The organism is Flagellimonas amoyensis (assembly GCF_003058265.1).
In the GTDB taxonomy this organism is placed as follows: domain Bacteria; phylum Bacteroidota; class Bacteroidia; order Flavobacteriales; family Flavobacteriaceae; genus Flagellimonas; species Flagellimonas amoyensis.
In genome coordinates this window covers 109562-125443 of the sequence record NZ_QBUK01000007.1, presented here as the reverse complement: position 1 = coordinate 125443, position 15882 = coordinate 109562, and the positions used below count along the sequence as shown (strand labels likewise).

Sequence of the window (15882 nt, the reverse complement as noted above, 5' to 3'; positions counted from 1 at the left end):
GATTGTCATGAAATACCAAAAGCTGTTATCGGAATTTGAGGGACAATTGGATGCGTTGGAAAGCGGGAACGGGGATATCCTTTTTAAAGCGGAGAAAGGAATCGTCCTCGTGGAGAAGAGTATCCGAAAGCTGCAAAAACAGATCACGGGAAAGCCCTTTGCCACACAAGCCGATGAGATCTATTTTTTTAAGCACGTGAAGCCCCAAATCTTCAGCAAGCTGATCTATTATGTCAAATTGTTCAATATCGAGAGCAAACGTCCCAGGGGAAACGATGCCGCCCAAGTCAAATACCTCCAGCACCAGATCGATAAGTTCCAGACCTTTTTTAATGACAACCTGGAATTCTATAATTACTATCGGAGAGGGGCCATGTCCCTGGACGAGCAATATTTTGTCCGGGGCAACCGGGACCTGCGCCTACCTCTGGAATCCTTCCATTTTTTGATCGATGACCAGTTCTCCACCTGTCAGGATGGGACCGTCGCCACCATCATGGCCTACGATATGTTGATCGTCTACCTCCGAAAGGAAGTGGATGATCTGGACAAAATTTTGGAACCCCCTAAAAACATAGCTATGGAAAAACCTTCAAAACTGTTCTGGACCGGTACCAAGACCGACCTGATCGAACTTTTATATGCCCTTCACGCCAGTAAATGCATCAACAGCGGTACTGTGGACATCAAGGATTTGGCCGCCCATTTCGAACACTTTTATAATGTTGACCTAGGGAACTACTATCACACGTTTATCGATATCCGGTCCCGGAAGACCAGTAAGACCCGCTTTTTGGACAAGCTCATCGAGATGCTCCACCAACGTATGGAATCCCTGGATGAATGAGTCTTTATTTTTTCCCAAGTTGGTACCAACTTGGGAATTTGCATTTTGATGGGTCGTCAGGGTAAAATCTTGAGGGTTTTGGGCGTTTTATTGGATGTACCATGTTCAAATTGAACTAAATACCATCATTTCCTATGTGCAAAAAAAATCACCCACCTAGGTACCAACTTGGGAAGTTATTCCAATTCCGTTGTTGAGTTTTGTCCCTGAAAGTCAAATCGCAGATTCACGAACACCTATGGTATAAAATCATAAAGTTCGTGAGCTAAATCAGTGGACGGGCCACCAATTGAAATGAAATTCATGCAGTGGCCCTTTCTTTTAAAACACAAAACACATGGGAGCTACCATCATTACCACCGAAGATTTAAGGGAATTCAAGATTGAACTGTTGGAGGAGATCAAGGACCTTTTGCAGAACGAAAAGAGACAGCGCAACAAAAAATGGCTCAAATCCAATGAGGTGCGGGACCTCTTGGGCATATCCCCGGGCACTCTCCAAAACCTCAGGGTCAACGGGACCCTGCCCTATACCAAGATAGGAGGTGTACTCTACTATGAATATCATGAGATCATGGAAGTACTGGAGCAGAACAAGGTCCATAACCGCATATAGGGTGGAGGACATCAATTATATCAAACACCTGAACGGGGTGTTTGCCCAGTTTGCCAAGGACAACCGTTTGAACCCGACCCATATCAGCCTGTATATAGGACTCTTCCAATTGTGGAACCAAAACTATTTTGTGGCCGAGTTCTATATCAGTAGGGAAGAGGCCATGGCCTATGCCAAGATCGGGTCCAAATCGACCTATCACCGCTGCATCCGCGAGCTCAGCCATTGGAACTATATCCTTTACTCCCCATCCCACAATCCTTATAAGGGCAGCAGGATCAAGATGTTCGATTTTGGGACAAGTACTGGACAAGCCCTGGACCAGTACCGTACCAAAATCGGGACAAGCCCTGGACAAGCATTGGTACCTATAAACAAACTTATACAAACAACAAAAAACAATACAAACGGGAAGAAACAAAAGAAAATGAAAAAGAAAGTTTTTGATATTGAAGAAAACAATGCCGAACATCCTCCCACTGTCCCATATCGGGACAACTTAGGGACCAGCAAGGACAAGGACTACAACGAACCGCTATGAATCTTAAGTCCCCACATATCATCACCGAAGGTGACATAAGTTATGAACTGGGCTCCTTGAAGGGCAGGGAGATCAAATACGATTTCGAAAAGATCTTGGTCTACCTCGATGCCAAGGGAAAACTCCTGTTCGGCAAGAAGTTCAGGATCCATCGTGAGGACCAAGAGATGCTGTACAAGCTTAGTCTCTACTTTATCAGGGACCGGGAGCGTTGTAAACAGTTGGGTATCGATGTGGATAAGGGCCTCCTCCTCTCAGGTCCGGTAGGCTGTGGGAAGACCAGCCTGATGAAACTGTTCAAGTTCATGGTGCCCCACCAAAGGCCTTATGAGGTCATTCCGTCGAGGAACATTGTCTTTGGCTTCAACCATTTGGGCTTTAAGATCATTGGGGACTATGGGAATTCCCAATCCTTTTGTTTTGATGATCTGGGTGTGGAACCCGATGGCGTCCATTTTGGGAAGGAATGTAATGTGATGGGGGAGATCTTGCTGTCCCGCTATGAACTGTTCACGGACCATAAGATCAAGACCCACGCCACCACCAATCTCAATGCCCAGGAACTGGAAGCAAGGTATGGGAACCGGGTAAGGTCAAGAATGAGGGAACTCTTTAACCTGGTGGGATTCGATAAGGATTGTAAGGACAAAAGAAAATAAGGTTTTGTGGCTGGTGTAGCATGTAGCCTTGAATTTGGGTGAATTGCTGCACTTTTTGATGGGCCGATCAGTCGAATTTGACGTTTTTGGGGCGGAGGGATTGGAACCAGATGGCACTTATCAACAGGGAGTGTTCGCTTTTTCATTAAATCTGCATGGATTCCAGACCAATTGAACCTGTTTTGATGCAGCAATAATGATATTCACAAATAGCTGATTATCAGTTATTTGATATATATAATCCACTAATTTTCACATATCAACAATCGTCTAACCCTTAAACGTTTACGATATGCGAAAATCTTTCTTCATCTCCTTAGTGTTGCTCTTTTCATCGAGTGCTCTTCTGGCCCAGATCGGGGGCATCGAGGATTCGGTCAATGATATATCCGATACCATTCGGGCCATCTTTCCCATTATCCTGGGGGTCATTTTTTTGGTGGGCTTCCTGTTCAATGCTGGACACTTCTTTGGGGAGAACGCTGACCTTAAAAAGGGGATCACCCGCGTACTGGTCTTTGTTCTGATCGCAGGGGCCGTCGTGGGCATCTTTACCTATCTTATTGGAATCGTGGTCTGATGAAGCGTTACGAGGTCTATAGAAATATTCGGAAGCGCGCCATGGTCATGGGACTGCCCATTTCCTTTTTTGCCCTGATGATGGTATCGGTGATCTGCTCCCTGTTGATCATCATTTTCTCCTTCAGTTTTGGTGTCATCGTGGGCCTGCTGCTAGCCAATGCCCTGCTCTATGGGGCATTGGTACAGTGGGTCAAAAAGCCCTTTCAGACTGGTTTTACACAGGTATTTCCCAGTTCCCTGAGCAATAAAAATAGAAACCCCTATGCGTATGGACAGGATTGATATCAAAGCACACCATCCCATACTGGACATTCAGAACAATGTGGTCTTTGCCAACAACGGCAATGTGGTGCTCTGTTATGAAGTAGAGCTTCCAGAGATCTATAGCCAGTCGGAACGTGACTTTGAGAACATGCACGATATCTGGTTCCAGGCTTTCAAGTCGCTGCCCGTGGGTACCGTCGTCCATAAACAGGAAATCTATCAAAAGAAAGGCTTTGATCCTGGACCGCTTCCCAATACATCCTTTTTACAAAGGGCCACCCGTTCATACTTCAAGGGCAGGGAACACTTGGTGCACCGAAGTTTGCTGTTCTTTACCTTGCCCTTGGACAAGACGCTCAATGCGGCCAAATATGTCAATCCCTTCCGGAAAATGGAAAAGGGCCTCCATCACAAATTGGATGTACAGGTGGCGGGGTTTATCACTGCAGTTACCGATGCCGTGGTCTATTTGAACAATGGGCAGAGTCTGGAAGTGAGACCTTTGGAAGAGGGGCAGATCATGGACATCAACAATGCCCATTTCAATGGCTTCAATGAGGGTTTTGATACGGATATCCATTGGGGGAAGGGACCCATGGAGATAGGGGACCATTTTTTTGATGCCATGGCCATTACCCATGAACACAGTTTTGGGGAGTACGTGCAGAGCAGCAGACCCAACGAACGCTTCAGTTCGGATGGGTTCAGCTTTCACCAAGGGTTTTTGGACGGTCTTGGGCTGGAATTGGGGGAAAACCACATGGTCAACCATATCCTGTACCTCGATGACAAACACAAGTGGCGCAAACTCCTGGACAAAAAGGTGGAAGAGCTGGGCAAGAGTTCCAATTTCGGCTCCCAGAATAAAGCGGTCCTGAAGAAAATAGAACACATCCTGGACCAGATCAATTCGGATGACAGTGCACGGATCATCAGGGGGCACCTCAATGTGGTATTCTGGCATTCAGAGGAAGAAATACTAAAACGGATAGCGTCCAAAGTCAAGGCTGAGTTCAAGGAACTGGATATGATGCCCTACCGTCCCAACGGACAGGAACGGTTGCACTATTTCCTGAACTCCCACTTCTGCCATGCGTCCAATTTTTCCAATGCGGACCTATATGTCACCGATCTCAAGCATGCCCTATGCCTGTATATCAACAATACCAACTACGGATCGGATGCACAAGGGATTCTTTTCAATGACCGGCAGTACAATATCCCTGTGTTAAAGGATGTGTGGGACGAGGCTAAAAAGCGCATCAAGGCTAGGAATTTTGCCATTTTTGCCCCCACAGGGGAAGGGAAATCCTTCTTGGCCAACAACATTTTACGCCAATTCTTCGAGGCGGGTGTCCGGTTGGTCATTATCGATCTTGGGGGCTCCTATGCGAAATTTGCCAAGCTCTATCCCGATGCCCACCTGATCCTTCGGTTCGAGGAGGGTAAGAACCTTGGGATCAATCCCTTTTATATTGCCGATGAAGCCGACCTGACCCCGGAGCGTCTGGAGGACCTATCGGTCTTTCTATTGGAACTTTTGGCCGAAACCATGGTGACCAAGTCCAGGGAGGTGGCCATCAAAAAGGTGTTGTTGTGCTATTACAGATCGGTCCGATCAGGACACTCCCTGGCTTCCCTATACCAATTCGTGGATGACCATAAGGATACCTTGGTCAAGGAAGTCCAAGTGGCGGAGACCGATTTCAATGTATATGGCTTTTTGCACATCCTATCCGAATATGTGGATGGGGGACTGTACAGCTTTCTGTTCACTGTTGGCAATGATCAGTCCCACAAGATCGAGGACAAGCACCTGATCGTCTTTGAACTGGACGAAGTGCGGGACAACAAGGAAATCCTCTCAGTGATGCTCAAACTGATAAAGTCGGCCATCCAAAGGACGATATGGCGGAACCGATCAGAAAGGGGCATCATCCTTTTTGATGAGTTCGCCAAACAGTTGAAGTTTCCCAACGTCTTGGAAAGCGTGGAGTTTTATTATCAGGCCATCCGAAAACAGAACGGGGCCATTGGTATCATCCTGCAATCCATCAACCAATTGCCCGAAAATACTACAGCGGCCAGTATCCTAGAAAACACCCAGGTCATCTATAGCCTGCGCAACGAAAAGGGATATACGGACCTCAAACGTAGGCTCAACCTTTCGGACCATGACCTGGACCAGCTCCGGTCCATTCGCAACAACCTGACCGGGTATCGGAAGTATACCGAGTTCTTTGTCAAGATCGGGAGAGAAAGCAACATTTTCCGATTGGAGGTGCCCCCTGAGGTATATGCCGCCTATCTCACCGATGGAACGGAAAACGAGTCCATCATGCAATTGTATGAACGGACCAATGACATGGAAAAGGCCATCAAGGAATTTATAAACCAAAAAAAGAAAACGATATGAAAATAGGTTGGAAACAAATCTTTTGGAACAATCCCCGAACATGGATTATGGTACTGTCCATGGCCATTTTATTGCCTGCAGGCGCTGCCTGCCAGGGGATGCCGGTGTATGACAACACCAACTTTATCAGTATGACCAAGTCCCTGGTGGAATCGGCCAAGCAGACAGCAGAGCTGTTGAAGACCGTGGAGTTCCTAAAAGAACAGAAAGACAATATTGTCAAGGTGAACAACACCATCCGGCAGTTGAAGGCAGTAAGGGAACTGGCCCGGAACAATGAGATTTTATTCCGTACCGTCCAGACCGATTTACGGGAGATTTTGAACTCCCCTTATATAAAGGCAAGTGAGGTGGAACAAGTGTCCCGTGCCTTTGAGCGGATCATGGACACAGCCATAGATGATTTGGATTTTGTCAACCAGATCTTGTCCAGTGATTTTTTGAAGATGACCGATGCGGAGCGGACGGCCATCCTGATGGAAAAGAAGGTACAGTCCCAAGAAATGGTGGCCGAACTGGAGGTCAAGACGCGACGCTATCGGGAGATCATCTCCTTCCGTCGGATGCAGGACATCATCAATAACCGGGAAACCAACTACTGATGGCAGGCTACTTTTTGGGCATAGGCCTGGAATATGTGGATGCGGTCTTCCAGACCATCAAGGACAGTGATTTTTCCCAATACACCATAGTAGGCATGAAGACCTTGGCCGTCCTGTTCTTTTTGGTCAATATACTGAAGAAATACAATGAGGGCATAGCCAGTACCGATGGGCATACCTGGGGATTGACCCCCACCGAACTCGCCAAGAATTTCTTGGTTGTGCTCTTGGTCATCTTCTCCACAGAAGTTTTAGGGGTATTCGATGGGATACTGGTGGCCATTGAGGCACAATATCGGGATACGGCTCCGGCACTCCTCCCATTGCAGCTACAGGACGTGGATCTGGAACGGGATGTGGGTGCCCTGGAAGCCGCCAAAAAGGCCATGGCCCTGTTGTACGAAGCCTTGGTCACCCCCTTGTACGGATTGAAGGTGTTGGCCTTTATCATCGGGGTGGTGTTGTGGTTGATGGACTTGTTCATCTATCCGCTGTTCCTGGCAGAGCGGTATTTCCTGCTGGGGATTCTACAGGCCTTTTTCCCCTTGGTCATCAGTCTGGCCGTATTTGAGAGGTTCCGTCCCTTGGCCTACAACTATTTCAAGCTGTATGCAGCAGTGTATATGCTGGTACCTGCCTTCTTTCTGGTCAATGTATTTGTGAATAACCTCTATACCCAAATCAGTACCAATTTTTGGGGGAACCTCTTTGGGTTTGATTGGGGGAGTGAATTCTTTGCCTCCATCATCGAGATCGGGACCATTGGATTTATCGTCTTTTTGAAATTCAAACTGTATCGACGGGCGACCCGTTTTACCCTTCGATTGTTCACCGGATAAAAAACAATGCAATGAAAACACCCTTTATACCTATTCAAAAGGTCTTGCGGTTCAACCGCTGGATCGCAATATCCGTGGTCGTTTGTTCAGGTGTGGTCAGTACCCTGTCTGTTGTTTTGATGGCCCAAATGCACAGGGAAGCCTTGGATCATGCCTTTGTTGTGAATGGGGAAGGGGAGGTAATCCCTTTGACCTGGGTGGACCAACGGAAAAATCTCGAAGTGGAGGCCCTGGCCCATCTGGAACGATTCCATCGGCTATTCTATGGGGTGGATGCGGGAAGCTATGAAAGTAACATGGAAAGGGCCCTGTGGTTGGGCAATGGTAGCGTCACCGAGATCTTCCAGCAGAAGAAGGCAGATGGGTTCTTTAATCGATTGTTACAATATTCCCTGGTACAACAAGTGGAGCGCATCGATACCAAGGTCAATATAGGAAAGGAATCCATGGGGTTCCGAACCCGTATAGTCCTTATCATCCATAGAGGTTCTGCAACGGATAATTATGAACTGGTCACCTCGGGTCATTTATTAAAAGTGGAACGGAACTTTCCACACAACCCGCATGGGTTGTTGATCACGGACTTTTTTGAAAACTCACTACGTAAAATTGAAGCCAATGAAAACACAGAAGAATAAGATTGTATTTGCCCTTGTACTGGTCTGCGTTGTATTGTTCATTACCATCTATGGCATCATGATCTTTGGAAAGGACAAGAAAGCGGAATTGGATCCCGAACGGATACCCATACCCGATTTGGAAGAAACTCAGGTCGAGTACGACAGCAAATTAAAGGCGTTGGAAGCCATGAAAGAGGAACGGGAGGTTACCGCTCCTCCCATCTATCCCGACCATATGATTGATGACAAGGGCTATTTCAACCCGGATTATATGGAATATGAAAAACAACGGATCATAGATAGTGTTTTTGATGCCGGAGCCCTGCAAACTGGAATAAAACCAATCATAAACCCAGAGCTGCACCCTCCTGCTCCCAAAGCAGGAGTGACGGACACCTTAACTCGAATTGTGGAAACGAACCTGCAAAACCCGATAAAGGAATTGGGGTTGTCCCATCAGCTTTTTTTTGCTTCCAACCCAAAAGAACACGATATCGTTGAAGGTTTGCCAAATAATATTACGGTCAAGGTATATGTGGATGGGGATCAAACCTTAAGGGATGGACAACGCTTGGACCTGCGGTTGTCCGATTCGGTTTATCTGGCTGGGAATTGGGTTCCGAAGGGAACCCGCCTTTATGGGTTTGTCAAGATACGCCCCAACCGGGTGATGGTGGACCTTCCAGCATTTGGGGAAAATGGAATCCCTTGGAAAGCCTATGATTTGCAGGACGACCAAGAAGGGATTTATGTGGAAAACCACCTGAAAGGTGAGCTCATGGAAAAGGGCTTGGATGAGGCCATCGGCGAGATGAATGTACCGGGCCTCCCACAGATCGGTGGCTTGAACCGAATCTTCCAACGGCACAATCGGGCCATAAAGGTGGAGGTGAAGGGTAATTATCAATTGATGCTAAAACCTAAATTATGAAAAACGAACAAATCATTTTTTTGACCTTAGGTTTGTTATGCACCATGGGTTTGAGGGGGCAACAGGTCTTGGATACCCTTTATGTGAACGGGACCATGAGTGTGGCCTTGTTCTTTCCAAGCCCCATCAAGCGTGCCGTGACCGGCCATGAGGGTTTTGTCTTTTCCTATGATAGGAAAAGGGCGGGCCATGTTGGCTTGTTGCAAGGAGTGGAGGCGGAAGACAGTAATTTGTTGGTGATCACCAACGATGGTCTTGTATATGCTTATATCTTAACCTATACAGAAGAAATTCCTCGGTTGAATTATTTTATACAAGCTGGGGAACATATTGGATCGGAACGTCCCGTTCCAACCAATGTACCTTTGGCCAAAACGGCCAAGAAAGATCGTGTCGTGATTTCAGAAATGGCTCGAAGGCTTTTGGATACTGCTCCTACGACCTTGGCGCGCAGACGAAAGATGGGACTGGTGTTCCGATTGGAGAACGTCCATTATTCCGATCAAAAGGTTTATTTGGTCTGTGGCCTTAAGAATCGATCGGAAGTTGATTTTGAAGTGGATCATTGGGATGTTCACTTGGTCAATGGTTCCAAAAAACGAAGGGCCTCATACCAGGAGATTCCATTGAAGGTAGATCAGACCATTGGATTGCCAAAAATACTGGCCCATGGGGATGACATCCGTTTTGTAATGGTCTTGCCCAAGTTTGTTCTTGGTGATAACGAACGGTTGCGGTTGATATTGAGGGAACAGCATGGGAATCGGGTACTTGTGGTTGGAAAATAGCATTGAACTTGTCATGATTGTAAAACTTTTGGAAATTCATCCGGAGTAGGGTTCCAATTCAACAATCGACGATGGTGTTTTCCTTCCCTTGACTTTAATATTACCAATACCTTTATGGTTTGTGCTGCACCGATCTGTGGTGATCAAATAATGACCCAAATGAAGCGAATAATAGAATTATATGTTTCAAATGCAGGAGGGTGTCAATAGTGTGGTAAAGAGCCATTTTTTAGGGAGACAATGAAAATAAAGATAGAAAGAACACTAAGGGGACAATGGGGTTACTAAAATTTTTTTCCAGGCTCATCGAATATAAAGTATTAGAAATGAGGGTTACATATTCCATAAAATCAATGGCTCCTTATTTTTATGAGTTCAAGGCTAACGCCTTTTCTTTGCCATGAGTAAATATAAAAGACCGCATAGTATCCAAGTGGGAAGGATGACAAAGGATAAGAATATTCCAAAATAGTGTGCAAGGGAATAGAACAGACCAAAGCTTAAAAGCCAAGCCAAAAGAACAGCAACGTTGAAAGACTTATTTTGATTTTCTGCATAGTCCTGCACAATCCCCATTTTTTTGCCAAAAAAGTGTTCAAAAACTATTATGGCTCCAACAGGGGCAAGAATAAAACCATAGAGGGCAACAAAATCCAACAATTTCATGGCAAATGCTGGAAACAGACCTGCAATTGTGGCAACACTTCCTGCTATAATGGTCACCCAGAAAGTTGAAGTTTTGGGCATTATTGCTTGAAAGGCCAATCCCGCCCTATATATTGTTGGATTTGCTGTTGTCCAGCCAGCCAAAACCACTGCTACTGCACCGAAAATACCCAAGGCATTGTAAGCCAATGGTCCAGGTGCAACAGTGGGGGGATTTCCCTCAGCCAATGCTAGTTGGGCTTCGGGGGATTTTAAATATACTGCATAGAGTAATGCAGCAGCTATCCAAGCCATATAATGACCAACGTACATTCCAGCGGCAGTGGTCCATCCTGCATTCGCTTTTTTGGCAAATCGAAACACAGAAAGGTCAGACATGCCCACGTGCATGGCAGCATTGGCAAACCATGACCATATCACTACATGCCAAAAAGTATACTTGGTTTGACCTGGAAACGGATCTGTGCCTTCGCCCCAAATATTCCAAAAATCAGAAAAACTCCTCACATCCAATTCGCGCAAGGCAACAAAGCCGCTTGCCAAGAAGGCAAGAACAATTATGGGTGCCATCCAGTTGGCAGCAATTGAGACGGTTTCATAACCCCTGGCGGCAATCAATGAAATGACTGTTCCGATGGCAATCACAATAATGACCCAGGTCATGCCATTGGGAACTGTATCTGTCAATTTTGGCATTTCCATGTTGAAAGGAATCCCGACAGCGGTGGCAGAAACAGTGATCATGGCCCCAGCTAGGAAACAGAACAAGATTCCGTTGGCAAGGTTATATCCAATGACCAGCTTTTTACCACAAATTTTCTCTAATTGGTAATAAAGTGTGAGTCGGTGTTTAACAGCGATTTCGGCGGTTAAAAATCGCCAGCTAAGAACCGCCAATAGATTACCGATTAAAAGACCAATGATCAAATCGAAGGCGCTAACACCAGTGGTCAGAAACAAGGGGCCTATCACGAACTCCGTACCTGCGGCATGCTCTCCTGCATACATCCCCAAAAAACTTTTCCAACTTTTAAGTTTGGATTGGGGTACCGGTTCCCTTTCAAATTCTCCACCTGCTATTTCTTCGATTTCTGCTTCAATATTGAATTGGCTCATGTGGTTTGGTTTGTTTGTTAATTTTTTAGTGCTAGCTTGCTTTTTGTGCGTTTGTCATATTACGTGTTTGTGGAGGTCTTGTATGTTTTCACAGCACAATTGATCCATGATTTGTTGGAGCTGTACCTTGAGGATGGACATGGTATGGTCGCCACCTTTGGTTCCCAAGGCGGCTGCCCCATACATAAAGGAGCGACCCATAAAGGTAAACTCCGCACCCTTGGCCAAGGACCGGGCAATATCGGGACCCGAGCGCATGCCACTGTCCATCATTATGGTGATCTGGTCCTTATATTTGGCTGCAATCCGTGTCAATGGTGCAATGGAGGACTCTCCTGCATCCAATTGCCGTCCGCCGTGGTTCGAGACAATGATACCATCAAACCCCAATCGAATGGCCTGTTCGGTATCCTCCTCGGATGCCACGCCCTTCAGTACCAATTTGCCTTTCCATCGATCCCTGATAGGTTTGATGCGTTCCTCGTTCAAACGGCCGGAAAATGTCCTGTCCATAAATTTGCCCAATTGTTTCAGATTAAGGCCTTCTGGGGTATAGGGTCGAAGGGTCTCAAAGGTAGGAATGCCATATTTCAAGGTCTGTATGGCCCAGCTTGGCTTGCCCAAGACCTGTAGGATATTGGCCAAGGTCATTTTTGGTGGAAGGGCCAGACCATTTTTGAAGTCCCGTGGTCGGTATCCGAAGGTGGGTACGTCACAGAGCAACACCAGTACTGGGCAACCTGAGGCCGAGGCGCGATCTATGATGCTGTTCCGTACGGCATCCTCTGATGGATTGTACAGTTGGAACCAGGCCTTGCCCTCGGTAAGTTCACTGGCCCGCTCGATATCCATTGTGGTCACTGTACTCAGGATAAAGGGAATGTTGTGTTGGAGCGCTGCTTTAGCCAAGATTTCGGGGGAATTGGGCCACATCAAGCCCTGAAGGCCCACAGGGGCAACACCAAAAGGGGCATCATATGTTTCCCCGAACAATCTTGTTTGTATGGAGGCCGACTTAAAATCCTTGATGTAGGTGGGTTTTAAGGTAATGTCCCTTATCTCGGAAGTGTTCCTCAAAAGATTGACGTCCTCGTTGCACCCACCGTCCAAATATTCAAAGGCAAATCGAGGTATCCTTTTTTTGGCCTTTTCCCTTAGGTCGTCAACGGATGGGTATCGGGTATCAAAACGTAGGGTCATGCTATTGCTTTTTTAACAGCTTAAAATTGGAAATAATTATTTTTTACAGTGCAGGGATTGGCGATTCAAAATTTTATAAGTCTTAGGGCAATGGCCTCAAATTTTCTTATGTTTTCCTGTTGGTGGCTTTTGGTGCTGTCCTGTAGTTTCATCTGCTTGATTTTTTGGGGTAACCCCGGACCATTCATGCAGGCCCGGGGATACTTGAATTAAACTAAACCAACTTACTCTTTTCTTTATCTGACGAATGCATTGGCCATTCCACCGTCGACATTTATGATTGAACCTGTACTCTTATCCAAAATGCCCACCAAGGCAAATACACCATTGGCAATGTCACCGGGATAGATTATTTTGTTCATTAGATTACGCTTGGCATAGTGTGCCGGGAGCTCCTCTACTTTTATCCCATATGCCTTTGCACGGCCTTCGGCCCATTCGCCCTCCCAGATCTTGCTGCCCACGATGACGCCGTCCGGATTTACGGTATTCACGCGAATGTCTTTTGGCCCGAGCTCAGCAGCTAGTAGTCGTACCATGTGCTGTTGGGCGGCCTTGGCCGTTCCGTAGGCTACATTATTGGGGCCGGAAACCAGTCCATTCTTACTGGCGATGCTTATAATATCCCCCCCCAGATCTTGTTTGTCCATGACTTCAACGCCTTGCTTGAAGAGCTCAAATTGGCCTTTTACCAAAACATTCTGTAGCAGGTCCCAATCTTCACTTGTGGTTTCTTCCAGAGGTTTTGAGATGGCTAGCCCGGCACTGTGGATGATTATATCTACACCACCAAATTCAAGGCATGCTGTTTTGAAGGCTTCCTGAATGGACTTTTTGTCGGTGACATCACAAACAACATAGCCTGCCACGTCTCTTTTATAGGTGCCGATGGCTTCTTTCAATCGGTCTTCTGCAATATCGGCCAGTACGACATTTGCGCCTTGTTCTGCAAGTTTGTCGGCAATGGCCTTGCCGATCCCCCCACCGGCCCCTGTGACAAGGGCGATTTTTCTGGAGAGCGGTTTTTCCTTGGGCATGCGCTGTAGCTTGGCCTCCTCCAGGAGCCAGTACTCGATGTCGAAGGCCTCCTGTCTTGGGAGTGAGGTGTAGGCCGATATGGCCTCGGCCCCCCTCATGACGTTGATGGCGTTGACATAGAACTCGCTGGCGACCCGGGTGGTCTGCTTGTCCTTCGAGAAGCTGAACATCCCGACCCCGGGGTAAATGATGATCACGGGGTTGGGGTCCCTCATTGCAGGGCTGTTATCGTGTTTACAGTTCTCGTAGTATTCTTTATATTCTTTCCGGTACTGTTCAAAGGCAGGTTCCAATTTTTTAAGAACTTCCTCTGGATCTGACACATCTTCTTTGGGGTCAAGTGTCAACACCAACGGTTGGATCTTGGTCCTGAGGAAGTGGTCTGGGCACGAGGTCCCCATGGGAGCGAGCCTTTGCAGGTCGTTGCTGTTGATATACTCCATCACCACGTCCGCATCGGTAAAATGGCCGATCATTCGTTTTTCGGAGGAGCAAAGGCCACGGAGAAGGGGCATCAACCGTGCGGCCTTTTCTTTACGCCCTTCGGATGGGAGGGATTTTACCTTGGCCCCGCCAAAGACACTTCCTTTCCCCTTTATTTTCTTTTCGATATAGTCCGATGCCTTTTCAATGACCTCCAAACTGTTGATGTAACATTCATGGGAGGTGTCCCCCCAGGTGAACAGGCCGTGGCTCCCCAGAACGATCCCCCTGATGCCGGGATTGTCGTTGAGGCATTTTTCGAGCTGTAGGCCGAGGTCGAACCCTGGCCTCTGCCACGGGACCCATCCCATGGTGTCCCCCCAGATTTCCTTGGTGACCCTTTCACTGTCCTTGGCCGCAGCCACGGCAATGAGCGCATCGGGGTGCAGGTGGTCGATGTGCTTGAAGGGCAGCAGCCCGTGCAAAGGGGTGTCGATGGAAGGGGCACGGCTATCCAGATCATAGATGCAGTGGTTGAACAGTCCGACCATCCGGTCCTCGTCGTGCAGCCCCCTGTAGACGTGCTTGAGGTTCCTGAGCCTCTCGGTGTAGAGCCCGGCGATACCGCTGCGGTCCAGAGTGCCGATGTCGCCCCCGGAGCCCTTGATCCACATGACCTCGACATCTCCGCCGTTGAGCGGGTCCTTCTCGATGGTCTTGCAGCTGGTGTTCCCCCCGCCGTAGTTGGTGATCCTCAGGTCGGCTCCCAGGATGTTGGACCTGTAGAGGAACAGGGCGACCTGGTCGTCGCCGAGTTCCAGGGCCCGCTCCTCGTCCCACAGATAGTTTACGTGCTTAAATTCCTTGATGTCTATGCTCATTGGTGTTTGATTAATGTTGGAACCGCTAACTTAATTGATCGATATTCTTCGGCTATCCTGTGGTGTACCGTAATTTTTACTTTTTTAATATTTCCAGTAAATTAGATTGTTATTGCCAGAAATTGAAACCCCCTGGAAATTATGGATTCGTATAGTTACATAGAGGTTGACCCAAAGTCTCGGAAACCGAAATATCTGCAAATTGTTGAAAGCATAATTGCCAATATAGCCTCTGGTAATTTACCGTTCGATACGGTAAAATAATTGGCTAGGGATTGTCCACCAAACTGCCTTGGCGTTTAGTGACTATAATGGATTTGATGAATGTATTTTTGGCACTCGGGACGGTTATCTCTGAATCTTCGTAAGAAATTTTTATTCTTAGAATGTCCATTTCTCTTATTGGCTGTGAATGAATGTTGGTTATTTCATAAAATCCTGGGCATCATGCTCTCACCCTAATGTCAACTGAAGACCTAATTTGAGAGTTCCATCAAAATAATGTTGGTCCCTGATTCCGAGAAAAACTGCCCTTGAAAATCAGGGTTGAACAAATTCTCTTACCACGTTAGGTAGCAAATACTCAAAATAAGATAAAAAAATTAGCGGGGACATATTCCCTCCCCGCTAACATTCTTTTTACTCACTTTAAGAGAAAGTGGCTTTTATCCATAAATTGCCAACATTTTTAGCATTAATCTTGTTTTTGGTTCTTCAAAGCCTTCATAACACCAATTATTAATTGAATTTGGGTAAAGCCACCTAATCAATTCAAACACTATAATTGTCTTGGATTCTTCTCATACTTTTTGGTTAGTGCTTTATATCATATTTTCGGAAGATCTTCATTTTG

The 15882-nt window shown here is 46.7% G+C and carries 15 protein-coding genes; 12 read left to right on the top strand and 3 right to left on the bottom strand.

The window, feature by feature from the left end; all coding sequences use genetic code 11:
* Positions 1-7: 7 nt before the first annotated feature.
* The 12 genes from DB398_RS11290 to DB398_RS11235 all read left to right on the top strand — a co-directional run bounded on the left by DB398_RS11290 (position 8) and on the right by DB398_RS11235 (position 9705).
* Positions 8-847, top strand: coding sequence for an RteC domain-containing protein (locus tag DB398_RS11290; RefSeq protein WP_108424500.1), 840 nt, complete (start codon positions 8-10; stop codon positions 845-847).
* Positions 848-1184: 337 nt separating this feature from the next.
* Entirely contained in the window at positions 1185-1463 is a 279-nt protein-coding gene (locus tag DB398_RS11285; protein WP_108424499.1) for a helix-turn-helix domain-containing protein, read from the top strand.
* Complete coding sequence (locus DB398_RS11280) at positions 1414-2004, top strand: hypothetical protein (RefSeq protein ID WP_234416218.1); 591 nt, start codon at positions 1414-1416, stop codon at positions 2002-2004. The genes DB398_RS11285 and DB398_RS11280 overlap by 50 nt, the downstream gene beginning before the upstream one ends.
* Complete coding sequence (locus tag DB398_RS11275) at positions 2001-2663, top strand: ATPase (RefSeq protein ID WP_108424497.1); 663 nt, start codon at positions 2001-2003, stop codon at positions 2661-2663. Before DB398_RS11280 ends, DB398_RS11275 begins: the two co-directional genes overlap by 4 nt.
* Positions 2664-2955: 292 nt before the next feature.
* A complete protein-coding gene (locus DB398_RS11270; protein ID WP_108424496.1) occupies positions 2956-3243 on the top strand; it encodes a hypothetical protein in 288 nt (95 codons plus the stop codon).
* On the top strand, positions 3243-3527 hold the full coding sequence (locus DB398_RS11265) for a hypothetical protein (protein WP_108424495.1): 285 nt from the start codon (positions 3243-3245) through the stop codon (positions 3525-3527). Before DB398_RS11270 ends, DB398_RS11265 begins: the two co-directional genes overlap by 1 nt.
* A complete protein-coding gene (locus DB398_RS11260) occupies positions 3514-5925 on the top strand; it encodes a TraG family conjugative transposon ATPase (RefSeq protein ID WP_108424601.1) in 2412 nt (803 codons plus the stop codon). Before DB398_RS11265 ends, DB398_RS11260 begins: the two co-directional genes overlap by 14 nt.
* The gene (locus DB398_RS11255; protein WP_199913388.1) at positions 5922-6527 is read left to right on the top strand and encodes a conjugal transfer protein; all 606 of its coding nucleotides are present in this window, start codon (positions 5922-5924) and stop codon (positions 6525-6527) included. The genes DB398_RS11260 and DB398_RS11255 overlap by 4 nt, the downstream gene beginning before the upstream one ends.
* A complete protein-coding gene (locus DB398_RS11250) occupies positions 6527-7366 on the top strand; it encodes a hypothetical protein (protein WP_108424494.1) in 840 nt (279 codons plus the stop codon). The genes DB398_RS11255 and DB398_RS11250 overlap by 1 nt, the downstream gene beginning before the upstream one ends.
* Before the next feature lie 11 nt (positions 7367-7377).
* Entirely contained in the window at positions 7378-8004 is a 627-nt protein-coding gene (locus DB398_RS11245) for a conjugal transfer protein TraK (RefSeq protein ID WP_108424493.1), read from the top strand.
* Complete coding sequence (traM, locus tag DB398_RS11240) at positions 7985-8917, top strand: conjugative transposon protein TraM (RefSeq protein WP_108424492.1); 933 nt, start codon at positions 7985-7987, stop codon at positions 8915-8917. Before DB398_RS11245 ends, traM begins: the two co-directional genes overlap by 20 nt.
* Positions 8914-9705 carry a DUF4138 domain-containing protein gene (locus DB398_RS11235; RefSeq protein WP_108424491.1) on the top strand — a complete coding sequence of 264 codons (792 nt, stop codon included), beginning with the start codon at positions 8914-8916 and terminating at the stop codon, positions 9703-9705. The genes traM and DB398_RS11235 overlap by 4 nt, the downstream gene beginning before the upstream one ends.
* Positions 9706-10086: 381 nt before the next feature.
* On the opposite strand, the gene DB398_RS11230 is transcribed toward DB398_RS11235, so the two are convergent.
* The 3 genes from DB398_RS11230 to DB398_RS11220 form a co-directional block, all read right to left on the bottom strand.
* Positions 10087-11487 carry a purine-cytosine permease family protein gene (locus DB398_RS11230; protein ID WP_108424490.1) on the bottom strand — a complete coding sequence of 467 codons (1401 nt, stop codon included), beginning with the start codon at positions 11485-11487 and terminating at the stop codon, positions 10087-10089.
* Positions 11488-11541: 54 nt separating this feature from the next.
* On the bottom strand, positions 11542-12687 hold the full coding sequence (locus DB398_RS11225; protein ID WP_108424489.1) for an alpha-hydroxy acid oxidase: 1146 nt from the start codon (positions 12685-12687) through the stop codon (positions 11542-11544).
* A 236-nt stretch (positions 12688-12923) separates the two neighbouring features.
* Complete coding sequence (locus DB398_RS11220; protein WP_199913386.1) at positions 12924-15029, bottom strand: bifunctional aldolase/short-chain dehydrogenase; 2106 nt, start codon at positions 15027-15029, stop codon at positions 12924-12926.
* Between the last annotated feature and the right edge of the window lie 853 nt (positions 15030-15882).

What these genes read in the sequence shown, in the direction of transcription:
- DB398_RS11290 (WP_108424500.1), top strand. Translation starts at nt 8, where the DNA reads ATGAAATACCAAAAGCTGTTATCGGAATTTGAGGGACAATTGGATGCG.
- DB398_RS11285 (WP_108424499.1), top strand. Translation starts at nt 1,185, where the DNA reads ATGGGAGCTACCATCATTACCACCGAAGATTTAAGGGAATTCAAGATT.
- DB398_RS11280 (WP_234416218.1), top strand. Translation starts at nt 1,414, where the DNA reads ATGAGATCATGGAAGTACTGGAGCAGAACAAGGTCCATAACCGCATAT.
- DB398_RS11275 (WP_108424497.1), top strand. Translation starts at nt 2,001, where the DNA reads ATGAATCTTAAGTCCCCACATATCATCACCGAAGGTGACATAAGTTAT.
- DB398_RS11270 (WP_108424496.1), top strand. Translation starts at nt 2,956, where the DNA reads ATGCGAAAATCTTTCTTCATCTCCTTAGTGTTGCTCTTTTCATCGAGT.
- DB398_RS11265 (WP_108424495.1), top strand. Translation starts at nt 3,243, where the DNA reads ATGAAGCGTTACGAGGTCTATAGAAATATTCGGAAGCGCGCCATGGTC.
- DB398_RS11260 (WP_108424601.1), top strand. Translation starts at nt 3,514, where the DNA reads ATGGACAGGATTGATATCAAAGCACACCATCCCATACTGGACATTCAG.
- DB398_RS11255 (WP_199913388.1), top strand. Translation starts at nt 5,922, where the DNA reads ATGAAAATAGGTTGGAAACAAATCTTTTGGAACAATCCCCGAACATGG.
- DB398_RS11250 (WP_108424494.1), top strand. Translation starts at nt 6,527, where the DNA reads ATGGCAGGCTACTTTTTGGGCATAGGCCTGGAATATGTGGATGCGGTC.
- DB398_RS11245 (WP_108424493.1), top strand. Translation starts at nt 7,378, where the DNA reads ATGAAAACACCCTTTATACCTATTCAAAAGGTCTTGCGGTTCAACCGC.
- traM (WP_108424492.1), top strand. Translation starts at nt 7,985, where the DNA reads ATGAAAACACAGAAGAATAAGATTGTATTTGCCCTTGTACTGGTCTGC.
- DB398_RS11235 (WP_108424491.1), top strand. Translation starts at nt 8,914, where the DNA reads ATGAAAAACGAACAAATCATTTTTTTGACCTTAGGTTTGTTATGCACC.
- DB398_RS11230 (WP_108424490.1), bottom strand. Translation starts at nt 11,487, where the DNA reads ATGAGCCAATTCAATATTGAAGCAGAAATCGAAGAAATAGCAGGTGGA.
- DB398_RS11225 (WP_108424489.1), bottom strand. Translation starts at nt 12,687, where the DNA reads ATGACCCTACGTTTTGATACCCGATACCCATCCGTTGACGACCTAAGG.
- DB398_RS11220 (WP_199913386.1), bottom strand. Translation starts at nt 15,029, where the DNA reads ATGAGCATAGACATCAAGGAATTTAAGCACGTAAACTATCTGTGGGAC.